Below are 21,941 nucleotides of genomic sequence, written 5' to 3' on the forward strand. Positions count from 1 at the left end.
CGCAATATGCGAATGTAACCCGCCTCCACCCCCAAACGTCACGCCACCATGCTGCAACGTCTGCTCGGTAATCGGCCACTCGAGGCCTGGGTCATCACGCGAGCCCCCTCTGATCGCTTCCCGAGAGGAGGGGTTGCAGCATGCCCAACGACGCAAGCCCGGATGGGAACGACGCAACGATGATGACTGAGCGTACGCCGAAGGCCAGCCTGGCCCTGTTCATAGCCCTGATGGTGCTGGTGGGACTCAACCTGCGCCCCGCCCTCTCCTCCCTGGCCCCGGTGCTCGCCCGTATCCAGCAGGATACCGGGCTCTCGCCACTGGCCATCGGCGCCCTTACCACCCTGCCGGTACTCTGCCTGGGGATCTTCGCCCCGCTGGCCCCCTGGCTCGCCAAGCGGGTCGGTCCCGAGAACACCCTGGCCGGCGCCCTGCTGCTGCTGGCCGGCGGCCTGGCGCTGCGCGGCGTGCCGGCGGTAGTGGCGCTCTACGCTGGCACCCTGATGGTGGGCGCCGCCATCGGCGTGGCCGGCACCCTACTGCCGGCCTTGGTCAAGCGCGAGCTGCCGGCCGGCGCCGACCTGATGACCGGCGTCTATACCATGGCGCTGTGCCTGGGCGGCGCCCTGGGGGCGGGGCTCAGCGTGCCGCTGGCCGATTGGCTGGGGAGCTGGTCGGCGGGGCTCGCCAGTTGGGCGCTGCTGGCACTGATCGCCCTGATCGCCTGGCACCTGCTGATGCCTCGCCATGCACCCGCCGCGGCCGCCCCCGAGACCGGCGGCTCCATTCGCGAGCTGCTCGGCCAGCCGCTGGCCTGGCAGGTGATGCTCTTCATGGGCAGCCAGTCGTCGCTCGCCTATATCGTCTTGGGTTGGCTGCCCACCCTGCTGATGGCCCGCGGCTACAGCGAGGCCGAGGCCGGCTGGATGATGGGCGCCTCGGTGATGGTGCAACTGCTCGCGGCCCTGGCCGCCCCCTGGCTGGCGCGCCTGGGCCGCGACCAGCGCCCCGCCCTGGTGCTCGTGCTGGCCATGATCGCCGGCGGCTTCTGGCTGCTGCTCCAGGCGCCGGCGGCGTGGCGCTGGCCCGGCGCGGTGCTGCTAGGGCTCGGCCAGGGCGGCGGTTTCAGCCTCGCGCTCACGCTGATCGTGCTGCGCACCGCCACCTCGCGTCTGGCCGGCAAGCTCTCGGGCCTGGCCCAGGGCGGCGGCTACACCCTGGCCGCCCTGGGCCCACTGGCGATCGGCGTGATGCTGCAGTTCGACGTCGGGCTCGCCGCCCTGACCCGCGTGCTGCTGGGCATCGTCGCCTTCAGCATGAGCTTCGCCCTGTTCGCCGGGCGCAACCGCCGCCTGGAGCTCGATGACGACGGGCAACTGGTGACCCGCTAGCGCCGGGCCATGCGGGCCCCGGGTCAATGGCGGACAATGTGGCCCCAGCGCTAGACTGTGGGCAGGAGATCGCCAGGAGGGCCCGCAATGGAGGACGCCAAGGAGATCGCCCTGGAGGCCTGCGGGCTGACCCGCCGCTATCGCATGGGCGAGGTCACCATCCAGGCCCTGCGCGGTGTCGACCTGGCGCTCTATCATGGCGAGCTGCTGGTGCTGCTGGGCGCCTCGGGTTCCGGCAAGTCGACGCTGCTCAATATCCTCGGCGGGCTCGACAGCGCCAGCGAAGGCAAGGTGCGCCATCGCGATCGTCACGGCCGCGTCCGGGACCTTACCCGCGCCAGCCAGCGTGAGCTTACCCGCTACCCCTGCTCAACCGCCTCCACCTGGTGGCCGGGAGCTTGCCCGAGGCGGGCCGCGACGACCAGGCGGTGGTCTCCGACGCCTTCGCCGAGGCCCATGGCCTGGCACCGGGGGACCGCCTGGAGGCGATCATCAATGGACGCCGGGTACCCCTACGGCTTACGGGCATCGCCCTGAGCCCGGAATTCCTCTACCAGGTCGCCCCCGGCGACCTGATGCCCGACTATCGACGCTATGCCGTGTTGTGGATGAACCGCCGGGCGCTGGCCAACGCCCATGGCATGGAGGGCGCCTTCAACCGCCTTACCCTGACCCTGCAGGCCGGTGCCCGCCGCGAGGACGTGATCGATGCCCTGGACCTGGCCCTGGCCCGCCACGGCGGCAGCGGCGCCTGGAGCCGTGAGGAGCAGCCTTCCCACCGCTTCATCGAGGAGGAGCTCGCCCAGCAGCGCATCCAGGCCACGGTACTGCCGGCGATCTTCCTCACGGTATCGGCCTTCCTGCTCCACGTGGTGATGGGGCGCCTGATCCAGACCCAGCGCGAGCAGGTCGCCGTGCTCAAGGCCTTCGGCTATCGCGACCACGAGCTGGCGCGCCACTTCGCGCTGCTGGCCGGGGCGATCGTGCTGCTCGGCTGGGTGGTTGGCGTCATCCTCGGTGCCTGGGCCGCGAGTGGCCTGGCCACGATCTATCGCGACTATTTTCGTTTCCCCGAGATGCCCTTCCGGGTGCCCGCCTGGGCCCTGGTGGTGTCGTTCGCCATCGTGACCCTGGCCGCCCTGCTCGGCACCTGGCAGGCGGTGTGGCGCTGCTGATGATGGGCGCCTATCAGCTCGACGCGGTGGAGGCGATGATCGACCAGCAGTATCGCCAGGTGCTGCGCATGGACCTCGAGCTGACCTTCAACGAGCCGACCTCGATGCGCGCCAGCGGCGAGCTTCGCCACCTGCCCGGGGTGATGGCGGTGGAGGGCTGGCGCCGGGTCCCGGTGACCCTGATCCATGGCCATCGCGAGGAGCGACTCAGCCTGCTGGGCATGGCGCCGCCCCCCCAGCTGCGCCAGGTACTGGATGCCGAGGGGCACCCACAGCGCCTGCCCGAGGCGGGACTGATGCTGACCCGCTACCTGGCCGACGCCCTGCACGCCCGGGTCGGCGACACCTTGGAGGTGGCCGTCATGGAGGGGCGGCGCCAGCGGCTGCAGCTACCGCTCGCCGCCCTGGTCGACGAGCCACTGGGCATGGGTGCCTATTTGCCGCAGCGCCACCTCAACACCCTGCTGGGCGAGGGGCCTTCCATCAGCGGGGCCTGGCTGCTGGTGGATGACGCCCAGCGCGAGGCGCTCCATGAGGCCCTGTGGACGATGCCCGGCGTGGCCGCCATCGGCCGCCTGGATGACGCCGAACGCGGTATCCGCGACTATCTGGACGAGACGCTGCTGCTGTTCGCGCTGATCTTCGTGGTTATCGCCTCCTCCATCGCCTTCGGCGTGGTCTACAACGATGCCCGCATCACCTTCGCCGAGCGCGCCCGGGAGCTGGCCACCCTGCGGGTGCTGGGCTACACCCGGGTGGAGGTGGCGCGCATCCTGCTCGGCGAAATCACCCTGCTGACGTTGGCCGCCATACCGCCGGGCTGGGCCCTCGGCACGGCCTTCAGCCACTTGCTTAACCGGGCCTTCAGCAACGACATGTTCCGTATCCCGCTGGTCCTCACCCCCCAGGCATTCGGCATCGCCGCCGGGGGCGTGCTGGTGGCCTCGCTACTGGTCGGTATCATGCTGGTACGTCGCCTGAACCGGCTGGATATGGTCAGCTCGCTCAAGGCATCCGGATAAGGGGAGAAGCACCATGAAACCGTTACAGCGCTGGATTCGCCGCCTGGCCTGGAGCCTGCTCGCCGTCGGCCTGCTGGCGCTGCTGGCCTGGGCGCTGCGACCGGCACCGGTGGCGGTGAGCGTGGCCCGGGTAGAAGTCGGCCCCTTCGTCGACTCGATCAGCGAGGAGGGGCGCACCCGGCTGCGCGACACCTGGAACGTCTCGGTGCCCATCGCCGGCTACCTGCAGCGCGTGACTCTCGAGGTCGGTGACCCAGTGGAGCGGGGGCAGGTCCTGTTTCGCCTCGAGCCCAGCCCCGCCCCGGCGCTCGACCCGCGCTCGCGCCAGCAGGCCGAGGACATCCTGCATGCGGCCGAGGCACGACTGCGCGCCGCCGAGGCCATCCTGGAAACGGCCCGCGCCGAACGACGCTTCACTGAGGCCGAGTTCGAGCGCTACCAGACGCTGCACCGGCGCAACCTGGTCTCCGGCACCGATCTTGACCAGCGCCGCAGCCAGCGTGACCGACAGCGCGCCGTGGAACGCGCCGCCGCCTTCGGCGTGGAAGCGGCACGCTTCGAGGTAGAGAGCGCCCGGGCAGTCCTGGCGGTGTCCAGCGGCCAGCGTGGCGACATCGAGCACCCCGAACTGGAGGTTCGCGCGCCCATCGACGGCACGGTCTTGAGCCGCTACCGCTGCTGCGAGGGGAGCGTGGCTGCCGGCGAACCGGTCCTCGAACTCGGCAGCCTGGACACCCTGGAGGTCCAGGTGGACCTGCTCTCCATGGACGCGGTCAGGGTGCGACCGGGCATGGCAGTGCGCTTCACCGGCTGGGGCGGCGAGGTTCCCCTTGCGGGCCGGGTGCGGCGCATCGAGCCTGCCGGCTTCACCCGGGTCTCCGCGCTGGGCGTCGACGAGCAGCGAGTACCGGTGATCGTGGATTTCAGCGAGGCGCCTATCCCCGCCGCGCTGGGCCTGGGCAGCGGCTTCAGGGTCGACGCCGAGTTTCTGGTCTGGCAGGCCGACGAGGTGCTGCAGCTGCCTACCAATGCCCTGTTCCGCACCGCTGGCCAGTGGTCGGTGTTCCGCGTCGAGGCGCAGCGAGCCCGGCGCATCGCGGTCACGCCGGGGCGGCGTAGCGGGCTGGTCACCCAGGTACTCGCGGGCGTGGAGGAAGGAGACCACGTGATCGTGCACCCCGGCGAGCGTATCGAGGATGGCACCCGGGTCGAGGTAGATCCGTGACACCGGACAGGATGGCCGGCCCAGGGTTGTGACACCATGGCCAGCGCGTATCATGGGGCGCTGTCACCCCTCCGGAGCCGCCCATGACCGTCCCCGCCCCTCCCCCCCACCGTCCCCTGCTGGTGATCTATACCGGCGGCACCCTGGGCATGCAGGCGACTCCCCGAGGGCTGGCCCCGGGCGGCAATATCGCCGAGCGCCTCGAGCGCGCCCTGCGGCAGCTGCCTGCCGGGCTCGGCGCCGGCTTGCCGGCCTACCGGCTGCTCGCCTTCGACGCGCCCATCGACTCCAGCGCCGCCACCCCCCGCGACTGGTCGCGGCTGGCCGGGGTGATCGCCGCACGCTATCGTGACCACGCCGGCATCGTGGTGCTCCACGGCACCGACACCCTGGCCTGGAGCGCCGCGAGCCTCGCCTATCAGCTACAGGGCATCGACCGCCCGGTGGTGCTCACCGGCGCCATGCAGCCCCTGGAGGCGGTGGGCAGCGACGCCGCGGAGAACGTGGCCCTGGCACTGCACTATGCCGCCAACCCGGCGCTCCAGGAGGTCGCCATCGCCTTCGGTGGCCGGCTGCTGCGCGGCGTACGTGCCCGCAAGTGGCATACCCAAGACGCGGCGGCCTTCACCAGCCCCAACTATCCGCTGCTCGGCGAACGGGTCGGATCGGATGCCGTGCTCTATCCTGGCCGCGGCCTGGAGCGCCAGCAACGCGGGGCGCCACGCTTCGAGCTGCCCGACTACGCTCCCCTGGCCGATGGCGGGGTGGCCCGAATCGTCCTGTGGCCGGGCATCAGCGCCCGTCAGTTGGCGGCCTGGCTGGAGGATCAGCATCTCAAGGGGGCCCTGCTCGAGGTATGGGGAGGCGGCAACCTGCCCGAGGATCCGGCCCTGCTGGGCGTGCTCGCCCAGGCCAGCGGCGAAGGCAAGCTGCTGGCCGCCATCAGCCAGTGCCCGCATGGTGCCATCAGCCCCGGCGACTACGCCGCCGGGCAAGGGCTCAGGGATGCCGGGGTACTCTCGGGCGATGCCATGACAGCGGAGGCCGCCTTGACCAAGCTCGTGCATCTGCTTGCCCAGCCGCTGGCAGACGCCGAGCGGCGGCGACGCTTCCTGACGCCGCTGGCAGGCGAGCGGTGGTGACAGCGGTCGACGGCAAGCGTTGACGCCGGCCAGGCAAGGGCCTCACCGACAGGCTATGGTGGGAAGGGCATTCCCTGCGGTCGCCTCCTCGGCACCGCTCTCCCAACCCACGCAAGGAGCGCCGTCATGGAGCATCCCGACCACCCCTTCACCGAGCTCTTCGAACAGCTTGGACTCGCCTCCGACCCCGCGGCGATCAAGCGCTTCATCGACCGCCACGCCCCGCTCCCCGAGGATATCGCCCTGCCCGACGCCGCCTGCTGGAACGAAGGCCAGGCGGAGTTCCTGCGCGAGGCGATCGAGGAGGATGCCGACTGGGCCGAGGTGGTCGACCACCTCAACACCTCGCTGCGCAAGGGCTGACGCCCGGCCTGCCCAGGCCATACGCCCTCCCCTGGCCATAAGCCCTGCTCTGGCCACAGCAATGATACGCCCGCCCCTCGTCGAGGGGCGGGCGTGTGGCGCTAACGGTTGGCTAAAGGGTTCGGCAGGGCCTAGTAGAGCACGTCTCGGATCACCCGATAGATGATCTCGTTGGCGGCGTCGACGAGGATGGCATCGGGACCGACCCGGCGCCATTCGTAGCCATCATAGTGCGGCAGGTCGCGCAGCACGCGCGCGTCGAAGCGCTTGGCGATCCCCGGGGGCAGCGGCTTGCCGCGCTCCAGGTTCATGCGAATGCCCGGGGGCAGGCCGGCACGCTCATCCTCGCGGACCCAGTCATGGCGCACGCCGAAGAGGCGACGCAGGTCGCGCTCGTCGATGATCGGCCTGTCGCCATCGCGATAGTCACGGCGTTCACCATAGTCGCGATGGTCGTTGTAGTCGCGGCGCTCGCGGTCCCGATAGTCATGATCGCGACGCTCGCGAACCTCCTGTTGTTGCCTCTGCTGGCCGGGAGCGGCCTTGCGCTGCTCCTGGCCCTGCCCCTGGCCACGACCGGGATTGTCGGCGGGCTGGGCCAGCGTCGGGCCGGCCACCATCAGCAGGGCCAGGCCGGATGCGGCCATGACCGTACGCAGATCGATTCGCTTGCTCATGAGAGCCTCCGATTCCATGGGTGGATGACGATAGCCTAGACCCCAATCATGCAGCGGGCGTGGATTCACTGTCAGCATTCCGCGACATTCGAGCTCAGTCGAGGTCACGCATCAACAGCGCGAACTCGATGCGCTCGGGGGCGATGGCCTCGCCGGGCACCGGGATGCTCACCACATGGCCCGAGCCCGGGGCGGCGCCCACGGATTCGCCGCGGCGGTTCTCGATATGCTCGAGGGTGAAGCGGCGATTGCCGCCCGGCAGCATCAACTCCATGCTGTCTCCCGCCTCGAAGCGGTTCTTGACGTCGACCTCCAGCACGCCGCGCTCGGGGTCGTAGCCGATCACCTCGCCGACGAACTGCTGGTGGACGCCCACGGAGTTGCCGCGCTCGTAGTTCTGGTACTCGTCGTGCACGTGGCGGCGATAGAACCCCTCGGTATAACCACGGTTGGCCAGGTTGTCGAGCTCGTCCATCAGGCGCATGTCGAAGGGGCGGCCGGCCACGGCGTCATCGATGGCCCGGCGGTAGACCTGGGCGGTGCGCGCCACGTAGTAGTGGGACTTGGTGCGCCCCTCGATCTTCAGCGAGGTGACGCCCATCTCGGTCAGGCGTGGCACATGCTGGACCGCACGCAGGTCCTTGGAGTTCATGATATAGGTGCCGTGCTCGTCCTCGAAGACCGGCATCAGCTCGCCGGGCCGGGTGGCGTCCTCGATCAGCGCCGAGAGCTCGTCCTGGCCCTCCACGCCGCCGGCGGTGGCCGTGGAGTAGCGGGTGCTGCCGCCCCCCGAGGCGATCAGGCCGCCCTGGGCCCCGCCCTGCTCCGGCGTCCACAGGCCACTGGCGGCATGGGCAGCAGCCGAGTTGGCCGGCACCAGGTCGCCGGTCTCGTCATGGGCCGCGGCCACGGTGTTGTACTGCCAGCGACAGGCATTGGTGCAGGTGCCCTGGTTGGGATCGCGGTGGTTGAAGTAGCCGGAGAGCAGGCAGCGCCCGGAGTAGGCGATGCAGAGCGCGCCATGGACGAAGGTCTCGATCTCGAGGTCGGGGCACTCGGCGCGAATCTCGGCGATCTCCTCGAGCGACAGCTCACGAGAGAGGATGATGCGGCTGATGCCCTGCTGCTGCCAGAACCTGGCCGCCGCCCAGTTGACCACGTTGGACTGCACGGAGAGGTGGATCACCTGCTCCGGCCAGCGCTCGCGGATCATCATGATCAGGCCCGGGTCGGACATGATCAGCGCATCGGGGCCGGCCTCGATCACCGGCGCCATGTCGCGCAGGTAGGTCTTGAGCTTGCTGTTGTGCGGCGCGATGTTGGAGGCCACGTAGAACTGCTTGCCCCGCTCATGGGCGTAGGCGATGCCCTTGTGCAGGTTGTCGAGCTTGAAGTCGTTGTTGCGCACGCGCAGCGAGTAGCGCGGCTGGCCGGCATAGACGGCATCGGCGCCATAGGCGAAGGCGTAGCGCATGTTCTTGAACGTCCCCGCCGGGGAGAGCAGTTCGGGAGCTTGCATGTGGGATCACCGTTGTCAGGACGATGGCGCCCGGGGCGATAGCGCCACGGGTGCAGGGGATGGGAAGGCGCGAAAGTCTAGCAATTGACATCGAATCTGGCCAGAAAGTGGCGACTTGAGTACACTGCGCGGCGCCGGACCGGACCCCGGAACGCCGCGCTGCGGCGCGACAAATTCTCCGACCAGGGCTTTCCCATGACACTTTCTGCTTCCCCCACGCCGGCCGGCCGCGCCAGCGTGGTGATCTACTCCGGCGGCATGGACTCCTACACCGTGCTGCACCGCGCCCTGCGCGAGGGGCACGAGGTCCACGCCCTCTCCTTCGACTACGGCCAGCGCCATGCCCGAGAGCTCGAGGTGGCCGCGCGCGTCTGCCACGACCTGGGCGTGCCCCACCAGGTGGTGGATATCCGCGCCATCCATGGCCTGATCGACAACTCCGCCCTGACCGACGCCGGCCGCGAGCTGCCCGAGGGAGAGTACGGCGAGGAGAACCTCGCGGCCACCGTGGTGCCGAACCGCAACATGATCCTGCTCTCGCTCGCCATCGCCAAGGCGGTGAACATCGGCGCCGGGCGGGTCGCCTACGGCGCCCATGGCGGCGACCATGTGCTCTATCCGGACTGCCGCCCCGAGTTCGTCGAGGCGATGAACAGCGTGGCGGGCCTCGCCAACTTCGAGGCCATCGAGATCCATACGCCCTACCTGCACGCCAGCAAGGCCGAGATCCTCGCCGACGGCCTGGCCATGGGGCTGGACTACGCCGACACCTGGACCTGCTACCAGGGGGGTGAGCTGGCCTGCGGACGCTGCGGCAGCTGCCGCGAGCGGCTGGCCGCCTTCGCCGCCAACGGGGTCGACGATCCGCTGCCCTATGTCGCCCCGGGGCGTGTCACGCCATGAGCCAGGAAGGCTGTCGACCCGGCTGCGGGGCCTGCTGCATCGCCCCCTCGATTTCCTCGCCGATCCCAGGCATGCCCGGGGGAAAGCCGGCGGGCGTGCGCTGCGTGCAGCTCGACGACGACAACCTCTGCCGGCTGTTCGGCGACCCGCGCCGTCCGGCGGTCTGCGCCCGTTTCACATTCGACCCCGACCTGTGTGGCAGCCACCGCGACCAGGCGCTGACGCGCATCGCCGCCCTGGAGCGGGATACCGGGGAGGCGCCAGGAGAGGGGTAAGGTGCCGGGTATCAGGCACTCAGCCCCAGGCGCTGAAGGGTCTGCAGCAACTCCGTGACGCGCTCGGCGGAGAGCTCGTACTCCGCCATCAGCACCTCGAGACGCTGCTCGAAAGACTCGCCAGATTCGACCGCTGCGGCGTGCGCTGCCGGCGCCGATGGCTCGGACTCAGGGTCGGCGGGGGTCTCGACCGCTGGAGAAGAATCCAGCTCGCGTAGCGCCTCGGCGAAGGCGTCGTCGAGTTCCCGGAACTGGCGAAGCTTATCGCGCTCACCCATCGCGTTGCGTGGTGTGTGATGTTTCATGCCTGATCGTCGTATAGCGGGCGAACGGGAAGTGCACACGGCACGGCCGCCCAAGTGGGGAAAGCGCGATTATACCCGTCTTCACCGCCATCGCTAAGGCCCTCCTTCTCTCTCACCAGGATTACCCGGCATGACGCCGCTGTCCCGGGCACGGCTTGCCTGCCGTGAAACCATGCCGTGAAACCATGCCATGAAGCATGCCGTGAAACTTATACCCTGAAACTATGCAACAACGCGCAAAAAGCGTATTCCAAACTTGCCTTTTGTGTTGATTCGAACGCATAAAGGAATCAGGCGCGACACGTGACCACGCCCCGGATTGCGAGGCCGCAGCAACTGCCTCGTAAAGAAGAGGGCCGGACCACGCCCGGATGGAATCATCGTAAGGAACAGGGCCAGACAATGTTCAATGAAATTGTGCGAGCGGAGATCTGGCTGCAGGACACCTTGGATAGCCAGGAAAGCATAGCAGCGCTGGCCGAGAGACTGGGCTACTCCACCTCCCAGGTGCGGCGGCGTTTCCGCCAGTACTTCGGCATGTCACCCAGCGCCTATCGTGAGGCGCTGCGTCTCGAGAAGGCCAGCAGGCTGCTGGTCCATACGCCCCTCGGCATCGGTGAAGTCGCCAGGCGCAGCGGCTACACCAACCACTCGGCCTTTAGCCGCGCCTTCCTGCGCCGCTTCCGCCGCAGTCCGCGGGAGCACCGCCAGCTGGGGCGCACGGCACTGGCCGAGGCGACCAGCGGAGCCAGAATGGCGTTCTCTCCACGCATTCAGCGGGTAGCGCCCTGCTCGGCAGTGGTCGCACGCCAGTATGAACCGAGTGCCGCACTCCCTGCCCCGGACAGCTGGCTCAAGAGCCTGGGCGGCTATCAGCTGCCCTTGCCGGGCGCCCCCGAACGGGCCGCGGCGATCATGCTGCTGCATGCCCCGTGTCCCGAGACCGCCCTGCCCAGGCGCGACATCGGGGTGCTAGTGGATAGCCGGGCGGCAGACTCCCTGGCGATTCCACCATCGCTGCGCTTGCTCCAGCTGCCCGAGGCACGCCTTGCCTGCCTCGACCTTCCCGACCCAGCCGAGCTCGAGCCGACGCTGGCGAGAGTGTTGGCAACACTGCCCGAGATATCCGAGCACTACAGTGGCGACCCCGTGCGCCTGATCAAGGGGGCTTCGGGAGTCGAACTCCAGTTGCCGCTGCTCGAGATCGGCTGATACTGCTGACATGGCCATCATGAAAACGGCGCCGTAAGGCGCCATTTACATGTTTACCGGTCTATAGAGATAGAGAGAAGCCCGGCAAGGCGAAACCAAACTCGCCGACTTACTCTTCGACACGTACCAGCCAAGACTCGACGGTATCGGAGCCGAACTCGTCCTTCCACGCCTTGAGGGTCTTTTGGTTGCCGCCACGCGTCTCGACGACTTCACCGGTATTGGGGTTCTTGTAGATCTTCAGCTTGCGCTTGCGGCGCGTGCCAGTGGCGCTGGAAGCCGCCGCCTTCGTGGCAGGGGTCGCCGACCGGGGAGCGATCAGCGCGATGACGTCTGCGGCGCTCTTGTCGAACTCCTTCATCAGCGCTTCGAGCTTGTCCTTGAACTCGAGCTCACTCTGGAGGCGCTTGTCGTTCTGCAACTTGTCCAGGTTGGACTGTAGTTCCTTCAGCTGCTGTTCCATCTGCATGTATTCGTTTAGAAGCGACATGGGCAAGATTCCTTGGGTGAGTTCGGAAGAAAATATTGTCAGAAGCCAGTGGCAGATAACAATGCGGGGTACATTATGCGCGATTTATTCAACCTCTGGCAATAGTCAGGATGATTGAATCACCTGGTGCAAGTTGGCAAAGTTCGTCAAACTTCATTACCGACTTCACGACACCGAAGGCAACTATTGCGCGGATTGTTTGAATACTGGAAGTCCTGGACTCGGACATCACATCGACACACTACTCACCCCCATAGAAAAACCGCCGCCCCGAAGGGCGGCGGTTATGGTCAACCGGAAAGTGCTTTCCGATCAGTCCTGACCCATCTGCTGCTTGATCAGGTCGCCGATGGTGGTCGGGCCACCGCTCTCGGGCGTATCCTCACGCAGCTTCTTCAGGTTCTGACGGGTTTCGTCCTGATCCTTGGCCTTGATGGACAGGGCGATCTGGCGGTTCTTGCGGTCCACACCGATGATGCGAGCCTCGACGCTGTCGCCCTCGTTGAGGACGTTACGGGCATCCTCGACGCGGTCGGCGCTGATCTCGGAGGCCTTGAGCACGGCGACGACATCCGTGGCCAGCTCGACCTGGGCCTGCTTGGCATCGATCTCGATCACGCGTCCGGTGACGATGGAGCCCTTGTCGTTGACCGCCAGGAACTCGGAGACCGGATCGGTATCCAGTTGCTTGATGCCCAGCGAGATGCGCTCACGCTCCGGATCGATGGAGAGGATCACGGCCTCGGCCTCGTCGCCCTTCTTGAACTGGCGAACCGCTTCTTCGCCGGTGTCGGTCCAGGAGATGTCGGAGAGGTGAACCAGGCCGTCGATGCCGCCTTCCAGGCCGATGAAGATGCCGAAGTCGGTGATCGACTTGATGGTACCGGCAACACGATCGCCCTTGTTGTAGGTGGCGCTGAAGGTTTCCCAGGGATTGGCGGTGCACTGCTTGATACCCAGGGAGATACGACGACGCTCTTCGTCGATATCCAGGATCATGACGTCCACATCGTCGCCAACCTGGACGACCTTGGACGGATGGATGTTCTTGTTGGTCCAGTCCATCTCGGAGACGTGAACCAGACCCTCGACACCCTCTTCCAGCTCGGCGAAGCAGCCGTAGTCGGTGAGGTTGGTGACGGTGGCGTGCACCTTGGTGCCTTCCGGGTAACGATCCTTGATGTTGACCCAGGGATCCTCGCCCAGTTGCTTCAGACCCAGGGAGACGCGGTTGCGCTCGCGGTCGAACTTAAGCACCTTGACGGTGATCTCGTCGCCCACGGCCACGATCTCGCTCGGATGCTTGATGCGCTTCCAGGCCATGTCGGTGATGTGCAGCAGGCCATCGACGCCGCCGAGGTCGACGAAGGCGCCATAGTCGGTGAGGTTCTTGACGATACCGACAATCTGCTGGCCTTCCTGCAGGGTGGCGAGCAGGGCCTCACGCTCGGCGCTGTTCTCGGCCTCGAGCACGGCACGACGGGACACGACAACGTTGTTGCGCTTCGGGTCGAGCTTGATGACCTTGAAGTCGAGTTCCTTGTTCTCGAGATGCGCGGTGTCGCGCACCGGACGCACGTCGACCAGGGAGCCCGGCAGGAAGGCGCGGATGGAGTCGACGTCGACGGTGAAGCCGCCCTTGACCTTGCCGTTGATCACGCCCTTGACGATCTCGTCCTTCTCGAAGGCGGCTTCCAGCACCTTCCACGCTTCGGCGCGCTTGGCCTTCTCGCGGGAGAGGCGGGTCTCACCGAAACCGTCCTCGACGGCTTCCAGGGCGACATGCACCTCGTCGCCGATGGCGATGGTCAGTTCACCGCTCTCGTCACGGAACTGGGCCGAGGGGATCTGACCTTCGGACTTCAGGCCGGCATTGACGGTGACCCAGTCACCCTCGATGTCGACGATGGTAGCCACGACGATGGCGCCGGGCTCCATGTTGATGTCCTGGAGAGATTGTTCGAAAAGTTCAGCAAAGCTTTCGCTCATGATGTTCCTACGTGATCAACGTTAAAGTGCGGCGGGACCGCTTCCTCCGCACCACCAGCGAGTGCGGGCCTTATTTACCAAGCCCCCGGAGATGTTGGCGCTGGTTCGACCTGGCTCGGCTCTCGGCTTTTACGGTACCGAACCACGTCATCACATGCTGCCGGAGGCGCCGCAAGGGAGTTTCAGGCGTCTGAGAACAGACCGCGTTGGGTCAGTAGCTCTGTCAGCCGATCCACCACTTCCGGTATCGTCAGGCGCGTGGTATCAAGCGTGATGGCCTCATCGGCCGGCTTGAGTGGCGCCACGCTGCGCTGCATGTCGCGGGCGTCGCGCGCCTGAATCTCCTTCAAAAGACTCGATAGAATAGCATCCACCCCCGCCTCCCGCAACTGTCGCTGACGGCGATGGGCACGCTCCTCGGCACTCGCCGTGAGAAATATCTTCAGAGGCGCTTCGGTGAATACCACGGTGCCCATATCGCGCCCGTCGGCCACCAGCCCTGGGGGCTTGCGGAAATCACGCTGGCGGCTCAGCAACGCCTGGCGCACCGCCGGCAGCGCGGCCACCCGCGAGGCGGCATCGCCCACCTGCTCGGTGCGGATGGTGGTGGTGGCGTCTTCCCCCTCGAGCATCACTCGGGTGGCCGCGTCCTCGGCGACAAACACCACGTCGAGGTGGCGGGCCACCTCGGCGAGGCCAGTCTCGTCGTCCAGGGCCACGCCATGCTTGCCGGCGGCCAGGGCCGTCAGGCGGTAGAGGGCGCCGGAGTCGAGCAGGTGCCAGCCCAGCCGCTCGGCGACCAGGCGGCTGATGGTGCCCTTGCCGGCCCCGCCGGGGCCATCGATGGTCAGCACCGGCGCCCGGGGCAGTGTCCGGGACTCGCTCATGCGCCCTCCCCGCCCGAGTCTTCCTGCAGTGTCAGCCCCACCCGGCGCGCCAGGTCGACGAAGCCGGGGAACGAGGTGGCCACGTTGGCGCAGTCATCGATGACGATCTCACTATCGGCGCGCAGGGCAGCGATAGCGAAGGACATGGCGATACGGTGATCCTCGAGGCTGTCGATGCGACCGCCGCCGTAATTAGGGCCCTCGGCATTGCCACCACCGACGATATCGATACCGTCGGGATAGAGGCTGTGCTCGACGCCGATGGCGGCCAGGCCGTCGGCCATGGCCTGCAGCCGGTCGGACTCCTTGACCCTGAGCTCCTCCGCGCCACGCAGCCGGGTGGTGCCCCGCGCGTTGGCGGCGGCGATAAACAGCGCCGGGAACTCGTCGATGGCCAGCGGCACCTGATCGACGGGGATCTCGATGCCCGTGAGGGGAGCGTAGCGGATATGCAGGTCGGCCACCGGCTCGCCGCCCACCTCGCGCTCGTTCGCCAGGCGCAGGTCGGCGCCCATCAGCTTGAGGATGGTGATCACGCCGATGCGGGTGGGGTTGATGCCCACGTGCTCCAGCACCAGGTCGGCCCCGGGGGTGATCGCCGCCGCCACCAGGAAGAACGTGGCCGAGGAGATATCGCTGGGCACATCGATGGGGGCCGCGGTCAGTCTGCCGCCGCCCTCGAGCCAGCAGGTGTCGCCTTCGCGATGCACCGCGTAGCCGAATCCGCTCAGCATGCGCTCGGTGTGGTCGCGGGTCGGTGCCGGCTCGCGCACCCGGGTCTCGCCCTCGGCGTAGAGGCCGGCGAGCAGCAGGCAGGACTTCACCTGGGCGCTGGCCATGGGCATGTCGTAGGTGATGCCCTTGAGCGCACGCCCGCCATGCAGATGCAGCGGCGGGCGGCCGCCTTCGGCGGTGTCGATCTCGGCGCCCATCAGGCGCAGCGGATCGGCCACCCGGTTCATGGGACGCTTGGTCAGGGAGGCGTCACCGGTGAGCTCGGTATCGAAGGCCTGGCCGGCGAGCAGGCCGGCAAACAGCCGCATGGCGGTGCCGGCGTTGCCCACGTAGAGGGGCCCGGAGGGTGCCTTGAGGCCATGCATGCCCACGCCGTGGACGGTCACGCGGCCCTGGTGGGGCCCCTCGATGGCCACCCCCATTTCGCGGAACGCCTGCAGGGTCGCCAGGCTGTCCTCGCCCTCCAGGAAGCCCTTGATCTCGGTGACCCCCTCGGCCAGGGCGCCGAGCATGATGGAGCGGTGGGAAATCGACTTGTCGCCGGGCACGCGGATGCGTCCCACGACGGCGCCGCCGGGGCTCACCCGGTAACGCAGCTTGGCTTGCTGTTGCATCTGGTATTCCGCCTGATAACTGGTCTTGTTGAGCAGGGATTCGAAGTAGTGCCGAGCGTGACTGGCGCGGTCGAAGGTGGCCAGCATGGCATCGCCGTCGCCACGCTCCACGGCGTCGCGCAGCCGTGCCACGCCGGCCTCGAAGTCATCGAGGGAGGCGAGCACGGCAGCGCGGTTGGCGATGAAGATATCGCGCCACATCACCGGGTCACTGCCGGCGATGCGGGTGAAGTCGCGAAAGCCACCGGCCGCGTAGCGAAAGATGTCGAGGCGCTCGTCCTGGCGTGCCAGGGTGTCGACCAGCGAGAAGGCCAGCAGGTGCGGCAGGTGGCTGGTGCGGGCCAGCACCTGGTCGTGGCGCGCCACGCTCATCGTCAGCACCTCGGCGCCGCATGCCGCCCACAGGGCGCGCACGCGGGCAAGTGCTGCCGGATCGGTATCCGGCTCGGGCGTGAGGATCACCTTGTGGTCGACATAGAGCGCGGGGTTGGCCGCTGCCACGCCGCTCTTCTCGGAGCCGGCGATGGGGTGGCCGAGCACCAGGTTCCGCGGCACCCGGCCGAAGGCGGCGATGGCGCAGTCACGGATGGCGGCCTTGGTGCTGCCCACGTCGGTGATCACCACTTCGGGGGCGGCGCGCCCGAGCAGACCGGCAAGCTCGCCGATCACGCCGCGCATGGCCAGCACCGGCACCGCCAGCACCACCAGGCTGACGCCGTCGATGACCTTCTCGAGGCGGGTGTCACCGCCGTCGATCAACCCCGCCTCGATGCCGCGGGCGATCTCGTCCGGGTCGGAGTCGCAAGAGAGAATGGTGTCCCCAAAGCCGGCGGCGCTGTTTTTAGCCGCCCCGAAACCGGCGGCGCTGTTTTTGGCCGCCCCAAAGCCGGCGGCACGTAGGGCCGCGGCCAGGGAGCCGCCGATCAGGCCCAGGCCGACGATCAGGATGCGAGATTCATCGACCTCGTGGATCACGCTCTCCGCCATGCCTAGAGCACGCCGACCGGGTAGGAGCCCAGCACCTTCACCTCGGCGGCGCGCAGGCGCACCTCCTCCAGCACCGCGGCGACACGCGGCTCGTCGCGGTGGCCCTTGAAGTCGATGAAGAAGACGTAGTTCCAGACGCCGCTGCGCGACGGGCGCGTCTCGAGGCGGGTCATGTCGATCTGGTGGCGATGGAAGGGCTCGAGCAGGTCATGCAGCGCACCCGGCTGGTTGCGCATGGCCACCACGATGGAGGTCTTGTCTTCCCCGGACATGGGCACGTCCTGATTGCCGATGATCAGGAAGCGCGTGGAGTTGTCCGGACGATCCTCGATCTTCTCGGCGAGGCGCGTCAGGCCGTAGAGCTTGGCGGACATGTCGCCGGCGATGGCCGCACTGTGCCACTCGGTCTTGACCAGCCGCGCCGCCTCGGCGTTGGAGGAGACCGGCACCCGCTCGGCCTGGGGGTAATGGGCGTCGAGCCACTTGCGGCACTGGGCGAAGGACTGCGGGTGGGAATAGATGCGCGTGACCTTGTCCTGGCGGGTGGTCTCGCCCACCAGCAGGTGATGGTGGATACGCAGCACCACCTCGCCGCAGATGCGCAGGCCGGAGTCCATGAAGGAGTCCAGGGTGTGGTTGATCACCCCCTCGGTGGAGTTCTCCACCGGCACCACGCCGTAGTTGACCGCGCCGGCCTCCACCTCGCGGAACACCTCGTCGATGGCCGCCATGGGCAGGCTCACCGCGCTCTCGCCGAAGTGCTTGAGGGTAGCTTGCTGGGTAAAGGTGCCCTCCGGCCCGAGGTAGGCGACCTTGATGGGCTGCTCCAGGGCCAGGCAGGCGGACATGAGCTCACGGAACAGTCGCGCCACCTCCTCGCTGTCCAGCGGCCCCTTATTGAGCGCCATGATCCGGCGCAGCACCTGGGCCTCGCGCTCGGGACGATAGAACACCGCCCCGGCGGCGGCGGCGGTCTTGACCTGGGCGACCCGCTGGGCACACTCGGCGCGCTCGTTCATCAGCATCAGCAACTGGCTGTCCAGCTCGTCGATGCGGTCGCGCAGCGCCTCGAGGTCGATGGGGGTGGTGTCACTCATGGTTTTATCAGCCCCTTCTGTTTTCGAAATCGGCCATGAACTCGATCAGCGCCTCAACGGCGGCCTCGGGCACGGCATTGTAGAGGCTCGCGCGCATGCCACCGACGCTGCGGTGACCCTTGAGGTTGAGCAGCCCGGCCTCTTCGGCCGCGGCAAGGAACGGCTTGTCCAGGCGCGCATCATTGAGCACGAAGGGCACGTTCATCCGCGAGCGGTTGGCCGGCGCGATGGGGTTGGCGTAGAGCTCGCTGCCGTCGATGGCCGCATAGAGCCTGGCCGCCTTGCGGGCATTGATCGCCTCCATGGCCGCCAGGCCGCCGATGTCGTCCTTCAGCCACTCGAACACCAGCCCCGCCAGGTACCAGCTGTAGGTCGCCGGGGTGTTGACCATGGAGCCGGCCTCGGCCAGCGTCCTGTAGCCGAACAGCGAGGGCATGTCGGGCCGTGCGCGGTCGAGCAGGTCATCGCGCACGATCACCACCACCAGGCCGGCGGGGCCGATGTTCTTCTGGGCACCGGCATAGATGACGCCGAACTGCGAGACATCGAGGGGCCCCGAGAGGATGCTGGAGGACATGTCGCAGACCAGCGGCACCGCGCTGCCGTCCGGGCGCACCGCCCGGGGGACATAGTCGAAGGCCAGCCCGCCGATGGTCTCGTTGGCGGTATAGTGCAGGTAGGCGGCGTCGCCGGAGAGCTCCAGCTGCTGCGGCCGCGGTACCGCGGTATTGCCACTGGCCTCACTCGAGGCCGCCACCCGGACGTCGCCGAACAGGTGGCGCGCCTCGGCGATGGCCTTGCGGCTCCAGATACCGGTATCGACGAAGTTGGCGCTGCCCCCCTGGCCGAGCAGGTTGTAGGGCACCGCGGCGAACTGCTGGGTCGCCCCCCCCTGGGTGAACAGCACCCGGTAGTTGGCGGGAATGGCCAGCAGCTCGCGCAGGTCGGCCTCGGCCTTCTCGGCGATGGCGACATACTCCGGCGAGCGGTGGCTCATCTCCATCACCGAGAGGCCGTGGCCACGGTAGTCGAGCATCTCGTCGCGGGCCCGCTCCAGCACCGCGGTAGGCAGCGCCGCCGGGCCGGCGCAGAAGTTGAAATGGCGTGTCATGCGTCCTGTTTCTCCATTGGGGTCGGCCCCCTCAATCCTCTTCGGGGTCTGACCCCACAGCCTCGTTGCCTGCCTCGGCGGCGTCGTCTGCGCCCTCGGCGTCCTCTATGCCTTCAGGCTCTTCCAACTCCTCGGGCTCATCGACGCGCACCGTCTTGACCAGTTGCTCGTCGTTACCCAGGCGGATCAGCATCACGCCCTGGGTGTTGCGCGAGGTGATCGAGACCTCATCGACGCGGGTCCGCACCAGGGTGCCCCGGTCGGTGATCAGCATCATCTCGTCGGCGGAGTAGACCTGCATGGCGGCGACCAGCGCGCCGTTGCGCTCGCTGGTCTGCATGGCGATGACGCCCTGGCCGCCGCGGCCACGCAGCGGGAACTCCTCGAGGCGGGTGCGCTTGCCGTAGCCGTTCTCGGAGGCGGTGAGGATATAGATCTGGCCGCCGTTGGCGTGCTCGACGGCGGCGCCCTCCTCGCCCTCGGCCTCCACCCTTCCATCAACGCTGGCCTCGCCCTCCACCCTTCCATCAACGCCGGCCTCGGCGTCGATCAGCTGGCCCTGGGGGATGATCAGGCTGATCACCTCGGCATCGTCGAGCAGGCGCATGCCGCGCACCCCGCGGGCGGTGCGGCCCATGGCGCGCACATCGCCCTCCTCGAAGCGGATCGCCTTGCCGTTGGAGGAGAGCAGCATGGCGTGGTCGGAGCCCGAGGTGATGGCGGCGCCGATCAGGCGGTCGCCCTCCTCGAGGTCGATGGCGATCAGGCCCACGCTGCGCGGCCGCGAGAACTGCTCGAGGCTGGTACGCTTCACCGTGCCCCTGGCGGTCGCGAAGAAGATGTAGCTCTCCGGGTCATAGTGGCGCACCGGCAGGATGGCGTTGATCGCCTCGCCCTCGTCCAGCGGCAGCAGGTTGACCAGCGGCTTGCCCCGCGAACCACGGCTGGCCGCCGGCATCTCGTAGACCTTGAGCCAGTAGACCTTGCCGCGGTTGGAGAACAGCAGCACGGTGTCGTGGGTGGAAGCCACCAGCAGGTGCTCGATGACGTCCTCGTCCTTCATGGCGGTGGCCGACTTGCCGCGCCCACCCCGGCGCTGGGCCTGGTAGTCGGAGAGCGGCTGGGTCTTGGCGTAGCCGGTGCGGGACACGGTGACCACCATGTCCTCCTCGGCGATCAGGTCCTCGATGGAGAGGTCGAGATGGCTGGCCTGGATCTCGGTCTTGCGCGGGTTGCCGAACTGGTCGCGCACCGCGACCAGCTCCTCGCGGATCACCTCGAGCAGGCGCTCGGCGGAGGCCAGGATCGCCATCAGCTCGGCGATCTTCTCGAGGATGCTCAGGTATTCGTCGAGCAGCTTCTCGGTTTCCAGGCCGGTCAGGCGATGCAGGCGTAGCTCGAGGATCGCCTGGGCCTGGGCCGGGGAGAGCCGATACAGGCTGCCGGCCTCGTCGAGCCCGAAGCCCGCCTCGAGGTCCTCGGGCTTGCAGGACGTGGCCCCGGCCCGCTCGAGCATGCCGGTGACCTGCCCCGGCTGCCAGGTTCGGGCCAGCAGCTTCTCCTTGGCCTCGGCGGCGTTGGGCGAGGCCTTGATCAGCTCGATGACCTCGTCGATGTTGGAGATCGCGACGGTGAGGCCCTCGAGGATATGACCGCGCTCGCGTGCCTTGCGCAGCTCATAGAGGGTGCGCCGGGTAACCACTTCGCGGCGATGGCGGATGAACGCCTCGAGGATCTCCTTGAGATTGAGGATCTTCGGCTGGCCATTGTCGATGGCGACCATGTTGATGCCGAAGACGGTCTGCAGTTGGGTCTGGGCGAAGAGATTGTTGACCACCACCTCGCCGGATTCGCCGCGCTTGACCTCGATCACCACCCGCAGGCCGTCCTTGTCGGACTCGTCGCGCAGCTCGGCGATGCCCTCGATCTTCTTCTCCTTGACCAGTTCGGCGATCTTCTCGATCAGACGCGCCTTGTTCACCTGGTAGGGAAGCTCGTTGACGATGATATGGTCGCGACCACTCTTGTCGTCATGTTCGATGGTGTGGCAGGCACGCACGTAGATGCGCCCGCGGCCGGTGCGATAGGCCTCGAGGATGCCGGCACGACCGTTGATGATGCCGCCGGTGGGGAAGTCCGGGCCGGGGATGTGCTCGATCAGGTCGTCGACGCTCAGGGTGTAGTCGTCGATCAGCGCCAGGCAAGCGTTGATCACCTCGCCCATGTTGTGGGGCGGGATGTTGGTTGCCATGCCCACGGCGATGCCCGAGGAGCCGTTGACCAGCAGGTTGGGCACCTTGGTCGGCAGCACATCGGGAATGCGCTCGGTGCCGTCGTAGTTGTCGACCCAGTCGACGGTGTCCTTCTCGAGGTCGGCCAGCAGCTCGTGGGAGAGCCTGGCCATGCGCACCTCGGTGTAACGCATGGCGGCGGCGCTGTCACCGTCGATGGAGCCGAAGTTGCCCTGACCATCCACCAGCACGTGGCGCATGGAAAAATCCTGCGCCATGCGCACGATGGTGTCGTAGACGGCTCTGTCACCGTGGGGGTGATACTTACCGATGACATCGCCCACCACGCGGGCAGATTTCTTGTAGGCCTTGTTCCAGTCGTTGCCGAGCTCGTGCATGGCGAACAGCACGCGCCGGTGCACCGGCTTGAGGCCATCACGCACATCCGGCAGCGCCCGGCCGATGATCACGCTCATCGCGTAATCGAGGTACGACTGCTTCAGCTCGTCCTCGATGTTGACTGGCAGAATCTCTCTGGCGATGTCACCCATGGGTCGTCGAATCCTTTGCACTGCAGGAGGTTGGCCGCCC

At 67.5% G+C, this 21,941-nt stretch carries 20 protein-coding genes; 10 read left to right on the top strand and 10 right to left on the bottom strand.

Going from position 1 to position 21,941, the window contains the following annotated elements; genetic code table 11:
• Window positions 1-179 precede the first annotated feature (179 nt).
• The 7 genes from NFH66_RS09390 to NFH66_RS09420 all read left to right on the top strand — a co-directional run bounded on the left by NFH66_RS09390 (window position 180) and on the right by NFH66_RS09420 (window position 6,318).
• The gene (locus tag NFH66_RS09390; RefSeq protein ID WP_349610064.1) at window positions 180-1,391 is read left to right on the top strand and encodes an MFS transporter; all 1,212 of its coding nucleotides are present in this window, start codon (window positions 180-182) and stop codon (window positions 1,389-1,391) included.
• Window positions 1,392-1,478: 87 nt separating this feature from the next.
• On the top strand, window positions 1,479-1,928 hold the full coding sequence (locus NFH66_RS09395; protein ID WP_349610065.1) for an ATP-binding cassette domain-containing protein: 450 nt from the start codon (window positions 1,479-1,481) through the stop codon (window positions 1,926-1,928).
• Between the two features lie 338 nt (window positions 1,929-2,266).
• A complete protein-coding gene (locus NFH66_RS09400; RefSeq protein ID WP_349611697.1) occupies window positions 2,267-2,566 on the top strand; it encodes an FtsX-like permease family protein in 300 nt (99 codons plus the stop codon).
• Complete coding sequence (locus NFH66_RS09405) at window positions 2,554-3,588, top strand: ABC transporter permease (RefSeq protein WP_349610066.1); 1,035 nt, start codon at window positions 2,554-2,556, stop codon at window positions 3,586-3,588. The genes NFH66_RS09400 and NFH66_RS09405 overlap by 13 nt, the downstream gene beginning before the upstream one ends.
• Before the next feature lie 13 nt (window positions 3,589-3,601).
• On the top strand, window positions 3,602-4,813 hold the full coding sequence (locus NFH66_RS09410) for an efflux RND transporter periplasmic adaptor subunit (protein ID WP_349610067.1): 1,212 nt from the start codon (window positions 3,602-3,604) through the stop codon (window positions 4,811-4,813).
• A gap of 83 nt (window positions 4,814-4,896) precedes the next feature.
• Window positions 4,897-5,955: an asparaginase gene (locus NFH66_RS09415; protein WP_349610068.1), complete on the top strand. Its 1,059-nt coding sequence runs from the start codon at window positions 4,897-4,899 to the stop codon at window positions 5,953-5,955.
• 126 nt (window positions 5,956-6,081) lie between these two features.
• Window positions 6,082-6,318: a DUF2789 domain-containing protein gene (locus NFH66_RS09420; protein WP_349610069.1), complete on the top strand. Its 237-nt coding sequence runs from the start codon at window positions 6,082-6,084 to the stop codon at window positions 6,316-6,318.
• A 131-nt stretch (window positions 6,319-6,449) separates the two neighbouring features.
• Here the strand turns inward: NFH66_RS09420 and NFH66_RS09425 are convergent, their stop codons facing one another.
• Both NFH66_RS09425 and trhP read right to left on the bottom strand, forming a co-directional pair.
• Window positions 6,450-6,995, bottom strand: a complete 546-nt coding sequence (locus NFH66_RS09425) for an anti-virulence regulator CigR family protein (protein ID WP_349610070.1) — start codon at window positions 6,993-6,995, stop codon at window positions 6,450-6,452.
• 94 nt (window positions 6,996-7,089) lie between these two features.
• A complete protein-coding gene (gene trhP, locus NFH66_RS09430) occupies window positions 7,090-8,514 on the bottom strand; it encodes a prephenate-dependent tRNA uridine(34) hydroxylase TrhP (RefSeq protein WP_349610071.1) in 1,425 nt (474 codons plus the stop codon).
• A 195-nt stretch (window positions 8,515-8,709) separates the two neighbouring features.
• Between trhP and queC the strand changes: the two genes are divergently transcribed.
• Together queC and NFH66_RS09440 are read left to right on the top strand one after the other, a co-directional pair.
• Window positions 8,710-9,417 (top strand): 7-cyano-7-deazaguanine synthase QueC, encoded by a 708-nt coding sequence (queC, locus tag NFH66_RS09435; protein WP_349610072.1) that lies wholly within the window; start codon window positions 8,710-8,712, stop codon window positions 9,415-9,417.
• A complete protein-coding gene (locus NFH66_RS09440) occupies window positions 9,414-9,692 on the top strand; it encodes a YkgJ family cysteine cluster protein (RefSeq protein ID WP_349610073.1) in 279 nt (92 codons plus the stop codon). The genes queC and NFH66_RS09440 overlap by 4 nt, the downstream gene beginning before the upstream one ends.
• An 11-nt stretch (window positions 9,693-9,703) precedes the next feature.
• On the opposite strand, the gene NFH66_RS09445 is transcribed toward NFH66_RS09440, so the two are convergent.
• Window positions 9,704-9,997, bottom strand: coding sequence for a hypothetical protein (locus NFH66_RS09445; RefSeq protein WP_349610074.1), 294 nt, complete (start codon window positions 9,995-9,997; stop codon window positions 9,704-9,706).
• 402 nt (window positions 9,998-10,399) lie between these two features.
• On the opposite strand from NFH66_RS09445, the gene NFH66_RS09450 reads away from it, so the two are divergent.
• Window positions 10,400-11,209: a helix-turn-helix domain-containing protein gene (locus NFH66_RS09450; RefSeq protein ID WP_349610075.1), complete on the top strand. Its 810-nt coding sequence runs from the start codon at window positions 10,400-10,402 to the stop codon at window positions 11,207-11,209.
• Between the two features lie 109 nt (window positions 11,210-11,318).
• Here NFH66_RS09450 and NFH66_RS09455 read toward each other — a convergent pair whose 3' ends face one another.
• The 7 genes from NFH66_RS09455 to gyrA all read right to left on the bottom strand — a co-directional run bounded on the left by NFH66_RS09455 (window position 11,319) and on the right by gyrA (window position 21,901).
• Complete coding sequence (locus tag NFH66_RS09455; protein ID WP_349610076.1) at window positions 11,319-11,699, bottom strand: histone-like nucleoid-structuring protein, MvaT/MvaU family; 381 nt, start codon at window positions 11,697-11,699, stop codon at window positions 11,319-11,321.
• A 312-nt stretch (window positions 11,700-12,011) separates the two neighbouring features.
• A complete protein-coding gene (gene rpsA / locus NFH66_RS09460) occupies window positions 12,012-13,688 on the bottom strand; it encodes a 30S ribosomal protein S1 (protein ID WP_349610077.1) in 1,677 nt (558 codons plus the stop codon).
• Window positions 13,689-13,870: 182 nt separating this feature from the next.
• A complete protein-coding gene (cmk, locus tag NFH66_RS09465; RefSeq protein WP_349610078.1) occupies window positions 13,871-14,575 on the bottom strand; it encodes a (d)CMP kinase in 705 nt (234 codons plus the stop codon).
• Window positions 14,572-16,911 (bottom strand): bifunctional prephenate dehydrogenase/3-phosphoshikimate 1-carboxyvinyltransferase, encoded by a 2,340-nt coding sequence (locus NFH66_RS09470; RefSeq protein WP_349610079.1) that lies wholly within the window; start codon window positions 16,909-16,911, stop codon window positions 14,572-14,574. Before NFH66_RS09470 ends, cmk begins: the two co-directional genes overlap by 4 nt.
• Window positions 16,912-16,913: 2 nt before the next feature.
• Window positions 16,914-18,008 carry a prephenate dehydratase gene (gene pheA / locus NFH66_RS09475; RefSeq protein WP_349610080.1) on the bottom strand — a complete coding sequence of 365 codons (1,095 nt, stop codon included), beginning with the start codon at window positions 18,006-18,008 and terminating at the stop codon, window positions 16,914-16,916.
• A 7-nt stretch (window positions 18,009-18,015) separates the two neighbouring features.
• Window positions 18,016-19,119 (bottom strand): 3-phosphoserine/phosphohydroxythreonine transaminase, encoded by a 1,104-nt coding sequence (gene serC, locus NFH66_RS09480; protein ID WP_349610081.1) that lies wholly within the window; start codon window positions 19,117-19,119, stop codon window positions 18,016-18,018.
• A gap of 31 nt (window positions 19,120-19,150) precedes the next feature.
• Window positions 19,151-21,901: a DNA gyrase subunit A gene (gyrA, locus tag NFH66_RS09485; RefSeq protein ID WP_349610082.1), complete on the bottom strand. Its 2,751-nt coding sequence runs from the start codon at window positions 21,899-21,901 to the stop codon at window positions 19,151-19,153.
• Window positions 21,902-21,941: the final 40 nt, after the last annotated feature.

This window comes from Halomonas sp. H10-9-1, assembly GCF_040147005.1.
Classification (GTDB): domain Bacteria; phylum Pseudomonadota; class Gammaproteobacteria; order Pseudomonadales; family Halomonadaceae; genus Halomonas.

What these genes read in the sequence shown, in the direction of transcription:
- NFH66_RS09400 (WP_349611697.1), top strand. Translation starts at nt 2,267, where the DNA reads ATGGGGCGCCTGATCCAGACCCAGCGCGAGCAGGTCGCCGTGCTCAAG.
- serC (WP_349610081.1), bottom strand. Translation starts at nt 19,119, where the DNA reads ATGACACGCCATTTCAACTTCTGCGCCGGCCCGGCGGCGCTGCCTACC.
- NFH66_RS09455 (WP_349610076.1), bottom strand. Translation starts at nt 11,699, where the DNA reads ATGTCGCTTCTAAACGAATACATGCAGATGGAACAGCAGCTGAAGGAA.
- NFH66_RS09410 (WP_349610067.1), top strand. Translation starts at nt 3,602, where the DNA reads ATGAAACCGTTACAGCGCTGGATTCGCCGCCTGGCCTGGAGCCTGCTC.
- NFH66_RS09445 (WP_349610074.1), bottom strand. Translation starts at nt 9,997, where the DNA reads ATGAAACATCACACACCACGCAACGCGATGGGTGAGCGCGATAAGCTT.
- trhP (WP_349610071.1), bottom strand. Translation starts at nt 8,514, where the DNA reads ATGCAAGCTCCCGAACTGCTCTCCCCGGCGGGGACGTTCAAGAACATG.
- gyrA (WP_349610082.1), bottom strand. Translation starts at nt 21,901, where the DNA reads ATGGGTGACATCGCCAGAGAGATTCTGCCAGTCAACATCGAGGACGAG.
- NFH66_RS09440 (WP_349610073.1), top strand. Translation starts at nt 9,414, where the DNA reads ATGAGCCAGGAAGGCTGTCGACCCGGCTGCGGGGCCTGCTGCATCGCC.
- cmk (WP_349610078.1), bottom strand. Translation starts at nt 14,575, where the DNA reads ATGAGCGAGTCCCGGACACTGCCCCGGGCGCCGGTGCTGACCATCGAT.
- NFH66_RS09395 (WP_349610065.1), top strand. Translation starts at nt 1,479, where the DNA reads ATGGAGGACGCCAAGGAGATCGCCCTGGAGGCCTGCGGGCTGACCCGC.
- NFH66_RS09390 (WP_349610064.1), top strand. Translation starts at nt 180, where the DNA reads ATGATGACTGAGCGTACGCCGAAGGCCAGCCTGGCCCTGTTCATAGCC.
- NFH66_RS09425 (WP_349610070.1), bottom strand. Translation starts at nt 6,995, where the DNA reads ATGAGCAAGCGAATCGATCTGCGTACGGTCATGGCCGCATCCGGCCTG.
- pheA (WP_349610080.1), bottom strand. Translation starts at nt 18,008, where the DNA reads ATGAGTGACACCACCCCCATCGACCTCGAGGCGCTGCGCGACCGCATC.
- NFH66_RS09450 (WP_349610075.1), top strand. Translation starts at nt 10,400, where the DNA reads ATGTTCAATGAAATTGTGCGAGCGGAGATCTGGCTGCAGGACACCTTG.
- NFH66_RS09415 (WP_349610068.1), top strand. Translation starts at nt 4,897, where the DNA reads ATGACCGTCCCCGCCCCTCCCCCCCACCGTCCCCTGCTGGTGATCTAT.
- NFH66_RS09470 (WP_349610079.1), bottom strand. Translation starts at nt 16,911, where the DNA reads ATGGCGGAGAGCGTGATCCACGAGGTCGATGAATCTCGCATCCTGATC.
- queC (WP_349610072.1), top strand. Translation starts at nt 8,710, where the DNA reads ATGACACTTTCTGCTTCCCCCACGCCGGCCGGCCGCGCCAGCGTGGTG.
- rpsA (WP_349610077.1), bottom strand. Translation starts at nt 13,688, where the DNA reads ATGAGCGAAAGCTTTGCTGAACTTTTCGAACAATCTCTCCAGGACATC.
- NFH66_RS09420 (WP_349610069.1), top strand. Translation starts at nt 6,082, where the DNA reads ATGGAGCATCCCGACCACCCCTTCACCGAGCTCTTCGAACAGCTTGGA.